This is a genomic window from Clostridioides sp. ZZV14-6387, from assembly GCF_020657835.1.
GTDB classification, from domain to species: Bacteria; Bacillota; Clostridia; order Peptostreptococcales; family Peptostreptococcaceae; genus Clostridioides; species Clostridioides difficile_A.
In genome coordinates this window covers 112421-131605 of record NZ_JAGWCW010000004.1, presented here as the reverse complement: position 1 = coordinate 131605, position 19185 = coordinate 112421, and the positions used below count along the sequence as shown (strand labels likewise).

Annotated in this window: 28 protein-coding genes; 21 read left to right on the top strand and 7 right to left on the bottom strand. The window is 26.8% G+C overall.

What is annotated here, in order from left to right:
* Positions 1–10: 10 nt before the first annotated feature.
* The 9 genes from KGF38_RS03830 to KGF38_RS03790 are packed head-to-tail and all read left to right on the top strand — an operon-like array spanning position 11 to position 4105.
* Positions 11–649 carry a hypothetical protein gene (locus KGF38_RS03830; protein WP_021404882.1) on the top strand — a complete coding sequence of 213 codons (639 nt, stop codon included), beginning with the start codon at positions 11–13 and terminating at the stop codon, positions 647–649.
* Between the two features lie 9 nt (positions 650–658).
* Complete coding sequence (locus tag KGF38_RS03825) at positions 659–871, top strand: hypothetical protein (protein WP_227832174.1); 213 nt, start codon at positions 659–661, stop codon at positions 869–871.
* Positions 871–1053 carry a hypothetical protein gene (locus KGF38_RS03820; RefSeq protein WP_009898423.1) on the top strand — a complete coding sequence of 61 codons (183 nt, stop codon included), beginning with the start codon at positions 871–873 and terminating at the stop codon, positions 1051–1053. The genes KGF38_RS03825 and KGF38_RS03820 overlap by 1 nt, the downstream gene beginning before the upstream one ends.
* A 34-nt stretch (positions 1054–1087) precedes the next feature.
* Positions 1088–2320 carry a hypothetical protein gene (locus tag KGF38_RS03815; RefSeq protein ID WP_227832173.1) on the top strand — a complete coding sequence of 411 codons (1233 nt, stop codon included), beginning with the start codon at positions 1088–1090 and terminating at the stop codon, positions 2318–2320.
* Positions 2317–2616, top strand: coding sequence for a hypothetical protein (locus KGF38_RS03810; protein WP_009898419.1), 300 nt, complete (start codon positions 2317–2319; stop codon positions 2614–2616). Before KGF38_RS03815 ends, KGF38_RS03810 begins: the two co-directional genes overlap by 4 nt.
* The gene (locus tag KGF38_RS03805; protein WP_009898417.1) at positions 2617–2754 is read left to right on the top strand and encodes an XkdX family protein; all 138 of its coding nucleotides are present in this window, start codon (positions 2617–2619) and stop codon (positions 2752–2754) included.
* A 31-nt stretch (positions 2755–2785) separates the two neighbouring features.
* Complete coding sequence (locus KGF38_RS03800; protein ID WP_009898415.1) at positions 2786–3016, top strand: hemolysin XhlA family protein; 231 nt, start codon at positions 2786–2788, stop codon at positions 3014–3016.
* Positions 3017–3035: 19 nt separating this feature from the next.
* A complete protein-coding gene (locus tag KGF38_RS03795; protein WP_009898413.1) occupies positions 3036–3293 on the top strand; it encodes a phage holin family protein in 258 nt (85 codons plus the stop codon).
* On the top strand, positions 3293–4105 hold the full coding sequence (locus tag KGF38_RS03790; RefSeq protein WP_227832172.1) for an N-acetylmuramoyl-L-alanine amidase: 813 nt from the start codon (positions 3293–3295) through the stop codon (positions 4103–4105). The genes KGF38_RS03795 and KGF38_RS03790 overlap by 1 nt, the downstream gene beginning before the upstream one ends.
* Before the next feature lie 27 nt (positions 4106–4132).
* Here the strand turns inward: KGF38_RS03790 and KGF38_RS03785 are convergent, their stop codons facing one another.
* The 6 genes from KGF38_RS03785 to KGF38_RS03760 all read right to left on the bottom strand — a co-directional run bounded on the left by KGF38_RS03785 (position 4133) and on the right by KGF38_RS03760 (position 7469).
* Positions 4133–4612, bottom strand: a complete 480-nt coding sequence (locus tag KGF38_RS03785) for a hypothetical protein (RefSeq protein ID WP_227832171.1) — start codon at positions 4610–4612, stop codon at positions 4133–4135.
* Positions 4613–4750: 138 nt separating this feature from the next.
* On the bottom strand, positions 4751–5068 hold the full coding sequence (locus KGF38_RS03780) for a hypothetical protein (protein WP_227832170.1): 318 nt from the start codon (positions 5066–5068) through the stop codon (positions 4751–4753).
* 317 nt (positions 5069–5385) lie between these two features.
* The gene (locus tag KGF38_RS03775) at positions 5386–5955 is read right to left on the bottom strand and encodes a hypothetical protein (protein ID WP_227832169.1); all 570 of its coding nucleotides are present in this window, start codon (positions 5953–5955) and stop codon (positions 5386–5388) included.
* Between the two features lie 446 nt (positions 5956–6401).
* Positions 6402–6605 (bottom strand): hypothetical protein, encoded by a 204-nt coding sequence (locus tag KGF38_RS03770; protein ID WP_255645926.1) that lies wholly within the window; start codon positions 6603–6605, stop codon positions 6402–6404.
* Positions 6606–6632: 27 nt separating this feature from the next.
* On the bottom strand, positions 6633–7049 hold the full coding sequence (locus tag KGF38_RS03765; protein ID WP_227832167.1) for a DUF6530 family protein: 417 nt from the start codon (positions 7047–7049) through the stop codon (positions 6633–6635).
* Between the two features lie 258 nt (positions 7050–7307).
* Positions 7308–7469 carry a hypothetical protein gene (locus KGF38_RS03760; RefSeq protein ID WP_227832166.1) on the bottom strand — a complete coding sequence of 54 codons (162 nt, stop codon included), beginning with the start codon at positions 7467–7469 and terminating at the stop codon, positions 7308–7310.
* A 371-nt stretch (positions 7470–7840) separates the two neighbouring features.
* Here KGF38_RS03760 and KGF38_RS03755 point away from each other — a divergent pair, with 371 nt between their 5' ends.
* From KGF38_RS03755 to KGF38_RS03730, 7 genes are all read left to right on the top strand, one after another.
* Positions 7841–8218 carry a BlaI/MecI/CopY family transcriptional regulator gene (locus tag KGF38_RS03755; protein ID WP_227832165.1) on the top strand — a complete coding sequence of 126 codons (378 nt, stop codon included), beginning with the start codon at positions 7841–7843 and terminating at the stop codon, positions 8216–8218.
* Positions 8219–8324: 106 nt separating this feature from the next.
* Complete coding sequence (locus KGF38_RS03750; protein ID WP_077745274.1) at positions 8325–8708, top strand: BlaI/MecI/CopY family transcriptional regulator; 384 nt, start codon at positions 8325–8327, stop codon at positions 8706–8708.
* A gap of 411 nt (positions 8709–9119) precedes the next feature.
* Positions 9120–9266 (top strand): hypothetical protein, encoded by a 147-nt coding sequence (locus KGF38_RS03745; RefSeq protein WP_176702493.1) that lies wholly within the window; start codon positions 9120–9122, stop codon positions 9264–9266.
* Positions 9267–9921: 655 nt separating this feature from the next.
* A complete protein-coding gene (locus KGF38_RS03740; RefSeq protein WP_074179247.1) occupies positions 9922–10134 on the top strand; it encodes a hypothetical protein in 213 nt (70 codons plus the stop codon).
* A complete protein-coding gene (locus KGF38_RS20330; RefSeq protein ID WP_255645921.1) occupies positions 10131–10259 on the top strand; it encodes a hypothetical protein in 129 nt (42 codons plus the stop codon). Before KGF38_RS03740 ends, KGF38_RS20330 begins: the two co-directional genes overlap by 4 nt.
* A gap of 453 nt (positions 10260–10712) precedes the next feature.
* Positions 10713–11444: an ABC transporter ATP-binding protein gene (locus KGF38_RS03735; protein WP_074179248.1), complete on the top strand. Its 732-nt coding sequence runs from the start codon at positions 10713–10715 to the stop codon at positions 11442–11444.
* Entirely contained in the window at positions 11437–12132 is a 696-nt protein-coding gene (locus tag KGF38_RS03730) for a hypothetical protein (protein ID WP_074179249.1), read from the top strand. The genes KGF38_RS03735 and KGF38_RS03730 overlap by 8 nt, the downstream gene beginning before the upstream one ends.
* 212 nt (positions 12133–12344) lie before the next feature.
* Here KGF38_RS03730 and KGF38_RS03725 read toward each other — a convergent pair whose 3' ends face one another.
* Positions 12345–13301: a GGDEF domain-containing protein gene (locus KGF38_RS03725; protein ID WP_074179250.1), complete on the bottom strand. Its 957-nt coding sequence runs from the start codon at positions 13299–13301 to the stop codon at positions 12345–12347.
* Positions 13302–14007: 706 nt separating this feature from the next.
* Between KGF38_RS03725 and KGF38_RS03720 the strand changes: the two genes are divergently transcribed.
* The 5 genes from KGF38_RS03720 (at position 14008) to KGF38_RS03700 (ending at position 18808) form a co-directional block, all read left to right on the top strand.
* Positions 14008–14997, top strand: coding sequence for an ATP-binding cassette domain-containing protein (locus KGF38_RS03720; RefSeq protein ID WP_074179251.1), 990 nt, complete (start codon positions 14008–14010; stop codon positions 14995–14997).
* Entirely contained in the window at positions 14990–15844 is an 855-nt protein-coding gene (locus KGF38_RS03715; protein ID WP_227832164.1) for an ABC transporter permease, read from the top strand. The genes KGF38_RS03720 and KGF38_RS03715 overlap by 8 nt, the downstream gene beginning before the upstream one ends.
* The gene (locus KGF38_RS03710; protein ID WP_176702494.1) at positions 15841–16635 is read left to right on the top strand and encodes an ABC-2 family transporter protein; all 795 of its coding nucleotides are present in this window, start codon (positions 15841–15843) and stop codon (positions 16633–16635) included. Before KGF38_RS03715 ends, KGF38_RS03710 begins: the two co-directional genes overlap by 4 nt.
* A gap of 21 nt (positions 16636–16656) precedes the next feature.
* Positions 16657–17178: a CDP-alcohol phosphatidyltransferase family protein gene (locus KGF38_RS03705; RefSeq protein WP_222153449.1), complete on the top strand. Its 522-nt coding sequence runs from the start codon at positions 16657–16659 to the stop codon at positions 17176–17178.
* Between the two features lie 250 nt (positions 17179–17428).
* A complete protein-coding gene (locus KGF38_RS03700) occupies positions 17429–18808 on the top strand; it encodes an MATE family efflux transporter (protein ID WP_054277691.1) in 1380 nt (459 codons plus the stop codon).
* Positions 18809–19185 lie beyond the last annotated feature (377 nt).

The window sequence follows — 19185 nt, the reverse complement described above, 5'->3', positions numbered from 1 at the left end:
AGGTGAAAATATGACAGAAAAATTAACTGAAAATGCTAGTTTAGGGGAACTTATGGCAGCATTAGAAAATGTACAAACTGATTTTCAAACTGGTAAAAATAATATATCTAGTGCATTGGGTAGTCCTTTTATTGGAACAGATAAATTTGGTACAACTAAAACAAAAATAGAAACATTAAAAAATGTATTAGTGGAGACGATTAATTCTAAAAATGTTTCAGCAACATCATCTGAAACATTTACTAATTTGATTGAAAAAGTTAACTGGATTTTTCAATCAATAGAAATTTTTTCTTTAAAAAATAGAATTCAAGCTACAACTTTAAACACTCCTAGCATCGTTTACAATGAAGTATCTAGTATAAAAGGCACATTAAGATTCACAGGCGAACTTAAAGCGTCTAAAATGCGTGCTGATTATGCAACAGCAAAAATAGAGATACTATGTGGAAACCGAAAAGAATACTTTTATGTTACTGACGATACTCCTAGTGCATCTTCTTCTTTTGTAAGATTTACAAAAGATATTATTGTTGAGAATGGCATGGATATAAAAGTACAAATATTATTAACATCTGTAGGAGCAGGAAATTTAGATGGTTCATATGCAGCTCGTGCAGAAATAGAAGAATTAAAAATATTAAGGTAGGAATAAATTATGAAAAAACAAGTATATTATAATTCTTTAGATGAAAAAGAAAAAATAATTAGTGAAAACTCTAATTTATATATTATAGAAATATATGAAACTTTAAATGAAAATTATTTAGTGTTATCAAGTAGTCCAATAGAAGATGAAAAACTTAGTTATGAAGAATTAGAAAATGAATTATTAATTATGACTAATGAATTACAAGGAGGATTGTTATAATGAATATAAATAATGTTGTGGTAAGAATATTAGCAGAAAGAATATTAAATGGAGGGTTAAACCCTTTGAAAAATAGAGAGTTTCAACTTGATGATGTAACTAACACAGAATACAGAAAAGCAGTAGAGGATTATATTATAAAAAATAGTGGAGTAGTAGAAGGAATAGAACCAACAGCGTAGTAGGTTCTTTTTTTTATTGAAAGAAGGTGACTAAATGACTTTTAAAGAGTTAGTTAATAAAGTTAGAAATCTTGTATTAGAAGCAAAGAATGTAACTATAGAAGATACAGAGAATAATTTTACAAGTGATAATGTAGAAGGAGCATTAAAAGAGGTTTTTCAAAGTGGAGTTAATGCTAAAAATAATGTAGTAACAGCATTAAACTCCAAAGGTGCAGAGGTTACTACAAGCGATACATGGGAAGAAATAAAGAATAAAATTGATATAAAAGAGGGGCGATTAGATTTAAGAGAAACAACACTTTCAAATAACTATCCGTATTTAGTTACAAATGGAGCTATAAAATATATTGAAAGATGTAGTGGGAACTTCAAAACTTTTGAATATGAAGAACCATATTTTTATGTAATTAAAGAAACTCATCTAATTAAAATTAATGCTATTGATGAAACAGTAGTTTTTGACATTACTTTAGCTAATGCTAACTTCTCATGTATCTGTGTTACACAAGAGTATTTATTTATATCTGACAATACTAAATTATATAAAATAAATAAGACAACAGGAATTGAAGTGCAGTCAATAGAAGGTGCTTATTATAAGTTATGTACTTATGGGGAATTTATTTATGGAGTATATGGAGATGAGACTTCTTCTACACTTCATAAAATTAGAATATCTGATATGTATATAATGTTAACTAAAAATTTAGTTTCTAATGGTATTTACAATTTTAAAGGAGGTAAGTTTGTTTGCAATAAGAATGCTATTTATGCTACAACAGAACACTCAAATTCAAGTAGTATTACAACATGTCATTTATCTAAAATAAATTTTGATTTTGCCATTGCTAAAGATTTTAGAATTGGAGGATATTTGCATATGAAAAACATTAAGTTTTTAAATGATTTTGTTATTGCATCTGATGCAGAAAGAGGTATAGAAATTGATAGCAACAAAAAAAGTGCTTTAGTAAAATATGACGCAAATTTAAATTTAATTGTGTATTCAGACGATAGCAAATATGACAATTTTGATATATATAATGGATATATATATGCTATATATTCGCTTTCTAGTAGTCCTTTTGTAAAAATAAGTTTAAATACTCTTAAACATATCGACAGCTACCGAAAACTTACTGAAACATACCCAAGTGCTGGTATGTTTGTAATAAATGATATAGTTTTCTTTATTAGTAGTGGAATTTTTAGAAATATATTGTCAAAAAAGGTTTATTCGGATGAGAAAGGAGAATCATTATGATTTATTTAGGAAATTTAATGGATACAGAAGAACAAAATATAAAATATGTTGGTATGATACACTATGAACCAAATTTGTTATCGGAGGAAAACTTAAAACAAGGTATTTTGATAGAGGAATTACCAACACCAAAATACACAGAAAATAAAGAAACAAAGTTATTTATAAATATAGATACTAAAGAGGTTTTCTATAGATATACAGATATTAAAAGTAGCATAGAAGACAAAGTAAATTCTACAGAACAAACAATAGCAGATTTAACATTTCAATTAATGTCAAATGGGGTGATATAAATGAATTGGTACAAGATAATAACAGATTTCTATAATAATGGTAATTGGACTAAAGAGCAAGTTAAAACGGCAGTAGAAAAGAATAAGATAACAGCAAGTGAATATAAAGAAATTGTAGGAGAGGACTATATAGCATAGTCTTTTTTAATTCAAAAATTAGGAGGTTTTCATGAATGAAGAACTTTTCGAAGCAGATTTAAAAAGACATGAAACAAGAATAAATAAACATGGAGAAGAAATAGACGAATTAAAAATAGCAAATATAGAGTCTAAAGCAGAGTTAAAAGCATTGTGTGAGAATCTAAACTCACTTACAAGTATGCTCAAATGGCTAATTGGTACAATGATTACAACACTTGTAGGGTTCTTTATATTTGCAGTTCAAAGAGGAATATTTTAATTAATTAGGAGGATAAGAGATGGATAATTTAATAAGTTTTATACCAGAGCAGTTGCTAATTTTAGTAGCTGCTCTCTCTATTATAGGTAAGGGCTGTAAGAAGTATAAGCAACTAGATAACAAATATATTCCAGTAGTGTTATTAATACTTGGTATAGGATTTTCTATTTGGATGTTAGGACTAAGTCCTGTTGCAGTCTTACAAGGCGTGATTTGTTGGGGTATATCAATAGGTATAAACCAAACTTACAAACAGTTGAAGGAGGAAAATAAATAATGAAAATATGTATAACAGTAGGACACAGTATTTTAAAAAGTGGAGCATGTACTTCTGCTGATGGAGTAGTTAACGAGTATCAATACAACAAATCTCTTGCACCAGTATTAGCAGATACATTTAGAAAAGAAGGGCATAAGGTAGATGTAATAATATGCCCAGAAAAGCAGTTTAAAACTAAGAATGAAGAAAAGTCTTATAAAATACCTAGAGTTAATAGTGGAGGATATGATTTACTTATAGAGTTACATTTAAATGCAAGTAACGGTCAAGGTAAAGGTTCAGAAGTCCTATATTATAGTAATAAAGGCTTAGAGTATGCAACTAGAATATGTGATAAACTAGGTACAGTATTTAAAAATAGAGGTGCTAAATTAGATAAAAGTTTATATATTTTAAATAGTTCTAAACCTACTGCAATACTAATTGAAAGTTTCTTCTGTGATAATAAAGAAGATTATGAGAAAGCTAAGAAACTAGGTCATGAAGGTATTGCTAAGTTAATTGTAGAAGGTGTATTAAATAAAAATATAAATAATGAGGGAGTTAAACAGATGTACAAACATACAATTGTTTATGATGGAGAAGTTGACAAAATCCCTGCAACTGTAGTTGGTTGGGGTTATAATGATGGGAAAATACTGATATGTGATATAAAAGATTACGTACCAGGTCAGACGCAAAATCTTTATGTTGTAGGCGGTGGAGCATGTGAGAAGATAGGTTCTATGACTAAAGAAAAATTTACTATGATAAAGGGTAATGATAGGTTTGATACACTTTACAAAGCATTAGATTTTATTGATAGATAGAGTGAAGGTAGCAACTGGAGATAGTTGCTACCTTCTTTTTTTATACTTTCTTTCTTTAAGTTTTTTACTTTCCATATTATCTAATACTTGCAGCGAACTGATATAGAATTTTTGGCGACTATCCCATTTTTGCTGAGATTCACATATTAAACATAAATAAGTACCAAAAAAAAGCAGTATTATACAACAAGCAGTAGAAAAATCTTTTATAATATTGTTAGTAATTAGACTAAAGAAAATTGATATAAATGCAGCAATAATAGCAATTGCAAATGGAATTGATGGATTATTTTTAGAATCTAATACAGTTTTGATGCGTGTTTTTTCTGTTTTTATATTTTCTATTGAATCCATCTCCTTAAGAGAATTATAAAATCTGTAATTGCATCTATAATATTCCTCAGCTTCTTTTATATCTGGCTTTTCTTCTTCTTGAATAACATATAACTGTTCTATAGGGCTTTTTTTATTAAATTTAATAATATCAAATATATCATTTAGAAACATATTTTATACCTCCATAAATTAATGTCTAATATACTTTAATTTATAGCATATTTAAGAATTTATATCAGCAATTTGTCGAACGATTTTAGCTGAAAATAGAGTATAATGATAGATTTATTTTTTACAAGGTACTATTTTTTACAGAGTTATATATTTCTTTCTAATTAAATAGTAAAATACCCCTGTTATAATGGCTGATAATATTATTGCTAATATTGTAATATCTAATCTTCTTGTGAATAAACCTATTGCTATGTATTCAAGACCTGTTAAATACTGATAAAATATTTCTAGTTTAACAACTTTTTCTCTATCTATATTTCCATATTTTAATTCTAATTTATCTAAATATTTTTTCTTACAATAATTAGTTTTACCTTTAATTAAATATCTTATTGTAGTTACTATTATAACTGCTATTCCAATAAGTACAAGATAAAGATTACCAAAATCCATAGTAGATACCTCCTTTATAATATAACAACCAATTCATATATTAGATTTAATTTTCCTAATAAAAGTATATCAGCAACACAAGTATAAAGAGTATCTAAAATATTACAAATATTAAATAAAAAATAAGATGGTAGGTTAACCCCGCCATCTTATTTTTTATCTACTAATGAATGAGGCTACAAAAGTCAGTATAAAAAATGAAACAAATAATATAATGAACTTGTGTAATTTACTTAGTTGTAATGTTTTATTACAAAAGAATAAAATTAATGCTGAGACAATTGCAAAAAGTAGATATTTTATAATCATTTTATCACCTATTGATTTCTTACAGATTGTAAGTAGTATTTAGTTACATAAGCCCCACCTTTATTATAACGCATTTTTTTAAATTTAAAGATTTTTCCAGATGTTATATTTGAACCAAGATGCATTGTAATTGCTCCAACTATAGCAGCTGCAAGATACTGTCCTATACCCGGAATGGCACCAGCCAAAAGTCCTGCAACCCCTGTACCAGCACCAGCTAAAGTTAATACAACTCCTTTAGAAAGATATAAATCAAAGCCTGTCTTAGTCCAAACTATTTTATTTGTTCCAGCTTTTCTATAATATAATTCATTTTCAATAAGAGTAGTGTCGATACCGTTTTCCTTAAGGTTTTTAATTAGCTTATTTATATCTATGTATGTAACTGTACCTGGTTTAGGTAATTGAGAGTCATTGATTTCCAAGTCTTCTATTGTTGTTGGATTGTTTTCTATATAACTTGGGATGTCATTTGAAATTTCCATTGCATTGGCAGTTTGTCCAATAGGTATACCTATAAGAGCTGCTAATAATGCTACTGATAACAATTTCTTAATCTTTGGATTTCTTAGTTTCATAAAATACCTCCATTTTAAATTAGTTATATATCAAAGATATATATTATTATTGTAGAATATAATTCTTAAGAATTAACTATATTAAATATTAATAAAACATATAATAAAACTTAATATAAATTAAGTATATGAGATAAATTTCATGTATTATAAGTTTATATCTTATAATGAAATATAATACATATTGTAATAATAAAACGAACGAAAATTATCATACTAAAACATAAGACATGCTATAATTGTATTAGATAAATGTTTGAATATATACCAAAAGTACTCTTTTTATAAGAGTGCTTATTTTTTTTGAAATTCATCAACATATAAACTATCAAGAATCTTACTCAACATACCTTAAAATTGATTTAAATAGCTCTTTTTAACAACATAAATTATATGATATAATAAAAAAATAGAAGTGTATTCGCAGTACACTTCTATAGTTGCAATTAAGCATTCTCATGAGCGGGAGTGCTTTTTTCATTTCTCCAAACAACCTTGTTTACTTCATCAATAATTATCAAATCAATCTTATTATCTTTCAAAATTTCTTTTGCAGTACAAATTAGATTGTCTAAGTCAAAACTTCGAGTTATCTCTAGTTGCTTGTTATTTACCACTCTTTTCAGTATGTAAGTCTTAAAATTGTACAATTTATTCACCTACTTAGTTAATTTGCTCTAATCTTCTAAATTTATTTTATCTAGGAGTCTTTTTAATTCTTGCTTTCTAGGTTTTAGATATTTATCATTTTCCTTTAAAAACTTTTCTAATATTTTTTTATCAGATTCATTTAAGATAACTTCATCTAAATTAGTATTTGAGATGTTGCCATCTTCTGGAATATCTATTGATAATATTAGTATAGCTAAATCCAATACTCTATGTAGAGGTAATTCTTCACTCTGTCTAGACCATTTCCCTCCAGTATGTCTCCAAACTTTAGCTGAAATTTCAACATTGTCATCATCACTCCATTGTGCTTTTCCTAAAGATAAAGCTTTTGCATCAGAATTGTTTGCATACTTTCCATCAATCCTATCATAATTATCTACCGCCACTATAGGTTTGTGTGACAAATATTCAGGTACTCTCATTTTATCAATCTCCTTTTATTTAAAAATTTTGTTAAGTTTATTTTACTAAAGTATTTACTAAATGTCAATAAAATAAATAAATAAATTATCTAGTAAATTATTTAGTAATTATATTTAAATTACTAGGATATGTGAAGTATACCACTAGAAAAGATATGATTTATACAAGATAAAATGATATAAATTAATTAATCTTTTATAATAAGATTGTTTAGAGGTAGATAAAACTAAAAGGGTTTTCTAGAAAATAAAACATATCTAATTATATTTACTTATCAGTATCATTACTTTATGCAGACTATATTCTACTACATTTTCTCCATGCTTTAATATAAAATTATTCAACTGTGTATCTGTAAAATCACAATAACCATATGAATTATCAGTATCAGCAGTCAATATATGCGTATATCCATACAATTTATTTTTAAATGTATATATTATTACCTACCTAAAAAACTTTCATAAAAACAAAAATTGTATGTTTTTAATAACTTACCAATATAACTTATAATTCATTTTACAAGTCTCAGTTAATATATACTTATGCCACTAAATTTCTCTAGTTTTGCCGATTTAGTTTTATTCTACAAATAAAATAATACAATAGAACTACTTATTATTCAACATATGTGTTTGAAAATTGAATAAATTTGTAGATATGAATAATCTTTTTTATATATAAAAACAAACTAAATATGTAGAATGTATGGTAAAACTTACCTGTAGTTTTTGTGTTAAAAAGCTCCTATTATTAGTTTAAGTTAGACTGAATGAGGGAGCGACATAAGATGAAAGAAGAAATGTTAGTAGAAAAATTATTAAGAGCAGAATTAATAGTAATGGAGTATTTGTGGAAAAAAGATTCTCTAATGTCTAAAAAAGAAATTGTAAGCGAGATAAAACAGTTGTATGGATGGCATAAAAGTACAATAAAAACACTGTTAAAAAGATTGGTTGACAAAGGTTATTTGGCTAGAGATATTATAAAATTTAAATCTCATTATAAAATAATAATAGATAACAAAGAATATTATGCTTTCAAGAAAAAAGTTCTAAAATCTAGTAAAAGTAGAAAAATAATGCGTTCACTAACTACTACACATAAAAATGTAAGTAAAGAAAAGTTAGATTCATTAGAAGAGTATTATAAAAATTTAAAAGAATAATATGGTAAAATTTGGATGAGAGTATTTGGTTAAATTCTCTTGTTTGGAAAACTTTATTGAGATAGAATTTATTTATACATAAGTTGGTAATGGAGGGGTATATAACATGAAAATTAGTAAATTACCAGAGGCAGAATTAAAAGTTATGAGATATATTTGGGAATCAGATAGAATATTAACATCAAGAGAAATTGTTGAAGCAATGGAACAAAAATATGAATGGAAAGATACAACTACATTTACAGTATTAAAAAGATTGCAAAGAAGAGAATTTTTAGAAACAGAGAAAATAGATAAACATACACATTATAATGTGTTAGTAAAAGAAAAACAATATCAAAGATTTGAAACAAGAGAATTTATAAAAAATATACATAAAAATTCAGTTAAGAGTTTGATTTCAGCATTACATAGAGATGATGAGGAATTAGATTATGATAAATTAGATAAGTTAGAAGAAGAGTTTAGAAATTTGAAAGATGATGAATAAATTCGGTGGCAAATTTTATTTTGCCACCGATTTGCTACCGTTTTAAAAACTAACGTTTTTTACAACAAACTCTATAGAGGGTAGCACAGGAGAGTAGTTTCTTTTAGTGTAGTTATTTAGAATTTTTAAAAACGAGTGTAGGTTAATCTAGCATAGTAGTTTTTACACTCTACACATGTGGAAACTGTAGCTAAGATAGTCAAGAAATAGTAATATTTATATAGATGATATATTGTATTTGCCACTGTAATTTAATTTCGGTGGCAAATTTAGTTTATAAATTAAAATTTTAAAATGATAAATTAAGGAACAAAGCTCGTAATCTTATAAAATTTAAGAATGTAAGAGATGCACTTTTAAAAGGCAATATAGATTATTTTAATATAATATGGATAGGAGAGATTAAGAGACATGAAAGATGAGAACGTAAGTTATTTGGGATTGGGATTATGCTTTGGTGTTATTTTGGGTTTAATATTTAAAAATTTAGCTATTGGTCTATCTTTTGGGTTACTTATTGGAGTAGTATTAGATAGTAATAAAAACAAAACTAAATAGAGTTTTTATAGTAGAGTATAGCTAAAAATAAGAATTTGTTTTGACCTTTATAGTAAAAAAGAGATAAAGTTAAATGTCTGGGTATATTAAATTGTAATTGAATATAAAAATATTTTATGATAAAATAGCAATAATATTATTATAAAAGGAGAGTTTTGCCTGATGTCAGAGTTTTATATAATGGTAACCAACAAATAAATAGTTGGAGACATAGATATTCTGTATAATCAGAATTTTTAAGTGTATTTTTGATACATTTAATTGTTGTGTCTTACTCTGCCTTTATAGATAACTAACATATGACAACAAATAATAATATTATATATTACTTTGTTAAATTGTGGTGTAGTGGGCTTTAATCTGCTACACCTTTATTAATTTTACATAGTATTATTTTGAATATAATTATGTTGAAATAGAAAATATTAAATTTTTTAGTCCACAGGAGTTTTCTGTTTTTGTGTAGGTAAATATATACCACATAAAAAGGCAGATACAAATACCTGTGGACTTTTTTTGTATAAAATACAAGATATTCATGTAATAAAAGTGAATATTACTGAACTTAGTAAATTAGCTAAGTCTCATAAAAGATTTTAAAAAGAAATGAGATTTAGTGTAAAGCATAAGATGTTTATTTTTAGGAGGATTTAAAATGAATTATACAAATAGAAAACGAGCTTATTATCAGGATAATTTCTGTCTGGATAACTTTATTTGTAAACGATGTGGTCATCTTAGTTCTAAGGAAGTGGCAGCAGACGACAATCAAGTGAAATTGATATCTATTGCACTAAAACCGTTGGCACAACCACCTTTCCCACTTGAAAAAATTACTGAGAAGATAGAAAAGGAGGATGAAAAATGAATGATATAAAACAGATTGATTTACAGGAATATGGTCTAGATAGTAGCTTTATCACTCAGAGTATCGAATATAATGATTTGTATATTGCACGTATTATCTCACAGGAAAAAACCTTTATCAGGTAATATGGCTCTGCTTGGTTCATCAAGGGTTGCAAAATCTTCATTAATTAAATTGTATGCTGGGCGAAGAGCGTTTGAATACAAAGGAAATGCATATAGATGATGATAAAGGACGACATGCCACGACTAGATGAGAGTTGTTTTTATTCTGTGCATTCATTTTCTTAGTATATATACTATTAACATGTTAGATTTGCCACCAACTTATTACTTTAATGAGGCCTTGGTGGCAAAATTAATTTATTGTATTATTTAAATATGTTATTATAGTCATCATGTTGACAATATTCTGAGCCTGTGATAATCTATAATAGTCAATATGATGACTGTTATAGATTTATATAAGAATAGTTAATTTATATAACTGTATGTGGAGATATGTCGGTGTTTATGTTTGATAACCGAATGTAGAGTGAAAAGAAGTATCTATTAATTAAAACATGAGGAGATATTAGTATGAATAATAAAATTATTAATGTTCAAAATTTAACCAAAACTTTTGGTGAGAAAGAAGTTATTTGTAGATGTAATATGACAGTTCCACAGGGCGTAATTTATGGGTTTCTAGGAGCAAATGGTGCAGGAAAAACAACAATTTTTAAACTCATAACAGGATTATTAAATCCAACTTATGGACAAATAAATATTCTTGGTTTAGATATTGGTAAAAGCCATAACAAGATATTGAAACAACTTGGATGTATGATTGAATCTCCTATTTTTTATGACCATCTTTCTGCTACAGAAAATTTGGAAATACACCTTAAGTATATGGGTTGTATTGATGCTAATATTGAAAAAACATTAAATGATGTAGGGCTTGTTAACATAGGGAAACAGCCTGTATCTAAATTTTCTCTTGGAATGAGACAACGATTAGGGATAGCTAGAGCGATTATTCATAAACCACGTATTTTAATACTTGATGAGCCAATAAATGGTCTAGACCCAATGGGAATACGAGAAATGAGAGAACTTTTTATAAGACTTGTTCAAGAAGAACATATGACTATTCTAATATCTAGCCATATTCTCAGTGAAATTGAGTATATAGCAGATATTATTGGTGTGATTGTAAATGGTAGTATTGTGGAAGAAATTACTTTATTGTCTATTAAGGAAAAATTTCCAGAGGGGTTAGAAGAGTATTTCTTTAATATTATGAATGGGGGAAATACATATGAATAATTTGATGAGATTAGAATTAAGGCGTATCAATGTTAAAATTTATCTAATAGCTACAGGAATCATTACTATGTGTAGTTTTTGTATGCTATATATGTTTGCATATATGTCTATGATAGGTTCAGATGGGGAATTTTTTGATTATATAGGTATACTATCTATTACTAGTTCTATAAATATGGCATGTTTTTGTGTACTTGGATCTGTGATGCACTCACGATTTATTATTGATGAATATATCGGCAAACGAGCTATGTTACTATTTTCTTATCCAATTGAAAGAAAAAAGGTATTTTATTCTAAATTCTTATTAGTAACTTTATTTACTGTTGGAGGAATGATTTTGAGTAATTTACTCATGTTTGTTATTTTTTTCTTAAGTGAATCAGTTTTTCCAATTGTTAATGATAGCCTTTCAATTAGTATAATAAGTAAGTCTATTTTTATAACATTGATGATGGCCATTATAGCAGGAGGATTTTCAGCAATATCAATGTCAGTCGGGTTCAAGCGTAAATCTGTACCAACAGCAATTGTGGTAGCAGTAATACTTTGTGCTTTAGTTACTAATATTTTATCTCTTTCACCTCTTACAATGATACCAATAATTGCCACTACAATATTTTCAATAATAGTTTCGTTTCTTGGCGTTAAGTCACTAGCGAATAGAATCAATTATTTAGAAGGATAAATAGAAAGAAATATGAGTTATACTAAAGTCAAATTGAAAGACTATTCATTGCATTTGCTCATTAGTATATACATCATATGAAATTTTGTGAAGAGTATTTGTTTTAAAAGGTATGAGTTAGAATAGTAATAAATTTTATATAAGTGTCCAAAATGGCATATAATAAGAGTATACCATTTTGGATGTTACTTTATATTTGAATATATTTAGTGCTAAAACCAACTAAAACTTCCTTTATTATTTCTTTTTGAATAATACAAAGCATAATCTGACTGTTTATATAAAGACTGAAAGGTCTCTAAATTATTTTCTAATTTAGATATACCTATAGAGCAAGCGTTGCTACTAGAACACAATTCTAAAACCTTTTTTGCTTTATTTTCAACATCCTCTTTTGATTGATTGCCATATTCAAAAACAGCAAATTCATCTCCACCAAGTCTTCCGATAATAGCATCATTGATAAATACTTTAGTCAAAATTTCTGAAAAATGTATTAGTATCTCATCTCCTCGAATATGACCAAATATATCGTTTACCTGTTTGAAATTATCCAAATCAAAAATGTAAAAGTAGCCATGTGAAACAGTTTCAAGCATTTCTTTTATATGTACTTCAAAAAAATGTCGATTATATAGTCCAGTCATGAGGTCTTTTTCTGATTTTTGCTTAAACTCATGTGCCATCGCTAATGCTTCTTGTGCTTTTTCAGCTATAGTTTTAGGATAATATTCATCTTTCATTTGGTCAAAATTTGGAATAGAATGGTGTACATGTATAAGTCTAATTATATCACCTGTAACTTTATATACTATTGTAAAGCGAGTATCCATTTCTATATAAACATCTTTTTCTAAATAATCTTTTTCTATAACCCAAAGAGTTCCATATACGATAAAAGTTTCATCTGTGACTTTGACACATGAATACCATTCATCTATAATTTTAAAGTCTATCTGTTCTGATTCTTTTTGGTCTTTTTTAAGATTCATGATAAATTCTTCTAATGATTCATAAAATTCATGTTTTCCTGTTCCAATTAATGTAAGGTTATCATCTAATAAGGAAATAATAAATTTAATACCTTCTTCTTCTGGATTTAAAACATAAATATGCCAAATCTTTTTTGATAAATCATTTAATGTTTTTTGTATTGTATTATCTTCCATGGATTACCCCCTTAAGATTTGCGGTTTATAGTTTTAGTGTATTATAAATTAAACTATTATTACAATATTATAATATAGAACTAAATAAATTGCATCATGTGTAAAGAGAAGTATGTTTTTTATAATAAAATTATTATAGTAAAGTAATCAATTTAATAGAAGTATTACATTTTAAAACTATGAAGAAAAATGGTAAATTAGATTTGAATTTAACTATGAAGAAATAAAATAAATCTAAATGCATTAGTGTTTTAATCTATACTTGAACATAAATAATCTTTATGATATGATGTCAATAATGATACTATGAAAGGAGTGCCTTGATGTCGGAGTTATATAATGGTAACCAACAATTAAATAGTTGGAGACGCATATATTCTGTATAAGCAGAATTTTTAAGTGTATTTTTGATACATTTAATTTGTGTGTCTTATTCTGCCTTTATAGATAACTGACATATGACAACAGATAGTATTTGAAATATATATTACTTTGTTAAACTATGGTGTAGTAGGCTTTAATCTGCTACGCTTTTATTAATTTTGCATAGTATTATTTTGGTTATAATTATGTTGAAATAGAAAGTATTAACTTTTCTAGTCCACAGGAGTTTTCTGTTTTTGTGCTGGTCAATACATGCACAGAAAAAGGCAGATATACCTGTGGGCTTTTTTTATATAAATTATAAAATATGGAGGTAGTTGAAATGAGTATAATTGAACTTAGGCAGCTGACTAAATCTTATAAAAGATTTGAGAAAGAAGCAGGGCTTATGGGAAGTGTAAAATCTTTATTTAACAGGAAATACACAGAGAAAACAGCTATATCATCATTTGATTTAAAAGTGGAGGAAGGAGAATTTGTTGGATTAATAGGTCAAAATGGAGCTGGTAAAACCACTCTTGTTAAGATGCTAACTGGTATTATTTCACCATCTTCTGGAGATATATCTGTTATGGGTTATTATCCTAATAAATTGGAAAATAGCTTTAAAAGACAGTACGCTATTGTTATGGGACAGAAAAGTCAATTATTCTTTGAATTGACACCAGCAGATACATTTCTTTTATTTAAAGAGTTATATGATATATCTGATGAAGAGTATAAAAGAAACTTGGATTACTTTATCGAATTATTTGATGTATCAGAGTATTTAAACGTTCAAGTTAGGACGCTTTCTTTAGGGGAGAGAATGAAAATGGAATTAATAGTAGCCCTTCTGCATAATCCTAAAATATTGTTCTTAGACGAGCCAACAATAGGTCTAGATGCAGTAGCACAAAAACAAATTAGATATTTTCTAAAAGAAGTGAATGAAACAAAGGGGACTACTATTATACTTACTTCTCATTATATGGAGGATATTAAGAGCCTATGTAGTAGAAGTATCGTTGTAGAAAATAGTCATAAAATATATGATGGCTCTACAGAAGAATTGTTTAATCATTTCCAGAAATATAAAAAAATAACAGTTAGTTTCGCTGATGAAGCTGATATTAAATTTCCTAAAGATTGTAAAATCATTGAGCAAACGAAGCATAAGATATCAGTAGTTATGCCAAAAGAAAGAGGAAATGAAACTGTTAAATGGATTTTTGATAATTATGATGTCAAGGACGTGATAATTGAAGAAGAAGATATAGGTAATATTGTAGAGAGAATATATAAGAAAGGAAGTGAGGAGTATCGTGAGTAACTACAATCAGGTATATTCTAGTCATTCAATGTTTTATAAATTTAAACAAAATATCCGAAGATATTATGAAGTAGCCAAAATTAATTTTAAAGTACAACTTATCTGGAGATTTGATGTAGTAGTTAATATGATGTTTACTATTATAAAAATTTTATTTGCTTATATCTTATGGAAAGCAGTTTTTGGTGAAAATAAAATAGTTTCTGGTTTTACATTTAATTCAATGTTGTCTTATTACATAATAAGCTCATTTTTATCAGGTATTGATATGTCAAAGAGTACTAGTGAAGAGATCTGTAATCGTGTAAAACTAGGTACATTTTCAAAATATATGATTATTCCAATTAATGTTCAAAATTATTTTATTGCTAAAAATTTTGGAATGACATGTTTCTATTTTGTATTTAACATGATTTCTGCTTTTGTATGGATTTTCATATTTAAATTGGATTTTGCTTTTACATCTAATCCAGTTCAAATAGTAATTTCAATCTTAATGATTTTTTTAGGGCTTATTTTTATGATGCAACTCCATTTCTTTATTGGTATTTTGTCATTTAAATTTCTTGAGATTGGTTTTTTTAGAATGATAATTGAAAATATCTCTGAATTTGTTACAGGAACAATGATACCACTTATACTTTTACCAGAAGTTTTAGTAACAGTCATGAAGGTATTTCCATTTTATTATACAACATATTTACCATCTATGTTACTAATAGGAAGAAACAGCAATGAGGCAGTACAAGGCTTGATTATTATATCATTATGGGTTTTGTTCTTTTTTATAGTGAATAAAATCATGTATAAAAGAATGAGAACACTATTTGATGGGGTGGGTATATGATGAAAAAAAATTTTAAAATAATATTTATGTTATTAAGGATGAAATTATCAAAGATGATGGTATTTAGATTTGATTTTTTTGGAGCATTTTTTGTAGATAGTTCACTATTTATATTACAACTATTAATGTTTAATGGTATATATTCTCATATAGACTCAATAGGAGGTTGGCAACATGGAGAGATGTTAATATTTATAGGAACTTTTTCATTAATAAATGCAATAAATATGACAATTTTCTGTTTTGGTATTTATGATATTCCAAGGAAGATTCAAGAAGGAGAGTTAGATTATTATATTACAAAACCAATAGACCCACTATTTAGATTGACATTTGAAAACATTAATATTGGTTCATCTCCATTAATTTTGGCAAGTATACTTATAGTTTTATATGGGGTATCTGAATTAAATCCAAAAATAACTTATATCACAATAATAATGTATATCTGTATGGTATTATTGATGACATTGCTTTTCTATGATGTAGGTATTATACTTCGAACAGTTTCATTTTTTGTTATATCATCTTCTGCTATAATGAGACTAGAAGATAATTTATTACCAATGAACATGAAAATTCCTGGAGTAATATATGAAGGTGTTTTTAAATTATTATTCTATTTAATTTTACCATATGGAATTATGTCAACAATTCCAACTCAAATTTTGTCAGGAACAATAACAATGAATGGATTGATATATTCAATCTTAATTGTATTCTTGTTTACATTATTTATGTGGAGATTTTGGAAGTTAGGTATGAAGCATTATAAAAGTGCAAGTAGTTAATAACTTTACAGCTTTGAGGTGATGAGAATTAAAAATATAGCAAATATTATTACTATATTTAGAGTTATTTTATCAATAGTATTACTTAAAACAGAAGTATTCTCTAATTTATTTTTTATAATCTATATTGTTTGTGGCTTAAGTGACTTTTTAGATGGATATATAGCTAGAAGAATGAATCTAACAAGTGAATTTGGCTCAAGGCTTGATAGCATAGCAGATATATGTTTTGTAATTTCCACATCTGTTATTATATTTCCCATAATAAATATACCAAAGTATATAGTGTTATGGGTAGTAGTAATTGCTATCATTCGTATTACATCAATAATTATAGTAATTTATAAATACAATACATTTTTTATATTACACACATATGGAAATAAAATATCTGGATTTATGTTGTTCTGTTTACCTTTATTTTATAATCTGGTTAACATAAGTTTGTTTACTAGTATTATTTGTGTTGTAGCAAGTATCTCGGCTATTGAAGAAGTACTGATACATATATTTTCTAAAGAGTTGAAAAAAGATACTATATGAATGTTTATAAGTAAACAGGTTTCATGTGATACTAAACAATAAAAACAAGTATTAGTGATTAAAATCATAAAATGCTTGGAGTAAAGGATAAGGAGTTATTTTTAGATATTATGATAACGTATAATAGCAAGATTAATTAAAAATCTATCCAAGTAATTAGATATAATCTTTATGGAGAAAGGAGGTCCTTTAATGTCTAATAGGTTGGATATAATTTTAAATATAAGCAATGCACAAGAGAATGACCTGAATGAGTGATATATCTTATTCAGAAAATCGGAAACAAGATAATCTTCATGCGAAGGATAATTTACTTGCACAAAGATTTAATTTGTTTTCTCTATTAAAATTTGCATTTCCCACTATTTTTATGATGGTTTTTATGGGATTATATACAATTGTTGATACTATATTCGTATCAAGATTTGTTAATACAAATGCTTTATCAGCAATTAATATTGTTTGTCCTATTATTAATATTATAGTTGGACTTGGAACGATGCTTGCTACTGGGGGGAGTGCTATAGTAGCTCGTAAGATGGGAAGTGGTGAGACTGATGAAGCAAATAAGGTTTTTACTTTAATTGTATTATCTGGAGTTGTACTTGGGATGATAATTACTGGTATTGGATTTGTATTTATGGATTATATTATTATATGGTTAGGAGCAAGTGAGATTTTGATTAAATATTGTCGCTCATATCTTCTTATTATTTTGATTTTCGCTTTTGCCAACATATTACAAGTATTATTTCAAAGTCTATTTGTGACAGCTGGAAAACCAAAGTTTGGATTATGGTTAGTAATAGGTGCAGGGTGTACTAATATAATTTTAGATTATGTGTTTATTGTTCCATTACAAATGGGTCTTGGTGGGGCAGCGCTTGCAACTGGTATAGGATATTTGATTCCTACTATTGCAGGGTTAGTTTTCTTTTCAAAAAGTAATGGGGCACTTAGATTTTGTATACCTAAAATAGATAAGAAAGTGTTGTTTGAGACTTGTTTTAATGGCTCATCTGAAATGGTAAGTCAATTATCCACAGCAGTTACCACTTTTTTATTTAATATTATAATGATGAAGTTGATTGGTGAAGATGGAGTTGCAGCTATTACAATAATTATTTATTCTCAGTTTCTCTTAACCTCAATTTATATAGGTTTTTCAATGGGAGTTGCTCCAATAATAAGCTATAATTATGGAAGTAGAAATAATATACAATTAAAATACATTTTTAAAATTTGTATGTTATTTATCTCAATAGCTTCTTTATTGGTGTTTGTGTTTTCTATGATATGTTCACCAAGTTTAGTAGAGATTTTTTCTCAAAGAGGAAGTAATGTTTATAAGATTGCAAGGTCTGGATTTTATATATTTTCTTTTAGTTTCATTTTTTGTGGATTCAATATTTTTACATCATCTATGTTTACAGCACTATCAAATGGAAAAATATCTGCAATACTATCTTTTCTACGTACGTTTGGCTTTATAACTATAGGTTTGCTGATATTACCAAATATATTTGATATATATGGTATTTGGCTAGCAGTGCCAATTGCTGAGCTTTTAACCTTATTTTTAACAGTTAGTTTTATATATAAATATAAGAATAAGTATAACTATATATAAATATAAGAATAATCATAGTTAACATATATCTTTTTAACTGTATATCATTTAGTCTAACTACCATGGGAGCTCTAAAATAAAGAGATTCCTTAATACTATTTAAAGCACCATGAGTAATAAAAACATCTGCTTTTTCTAATATTTCAAGTTATGGTGTAAAGGGATAAATATAAATTTTCTACTAACCCAAGGTAGGTTAGACATGTCCAGAAAAAGGTGAATTTATAAATAAAATTTTCATATATAGTAGGATGATACAATATTTTACTCATTTATCCTATATTCTTTAATTTGACATATTTATGAAACATCGAATTATACTGTGAAATATGCATTGACATGCATATAGTAAATAGTTTTCATTAATCGATAGATAT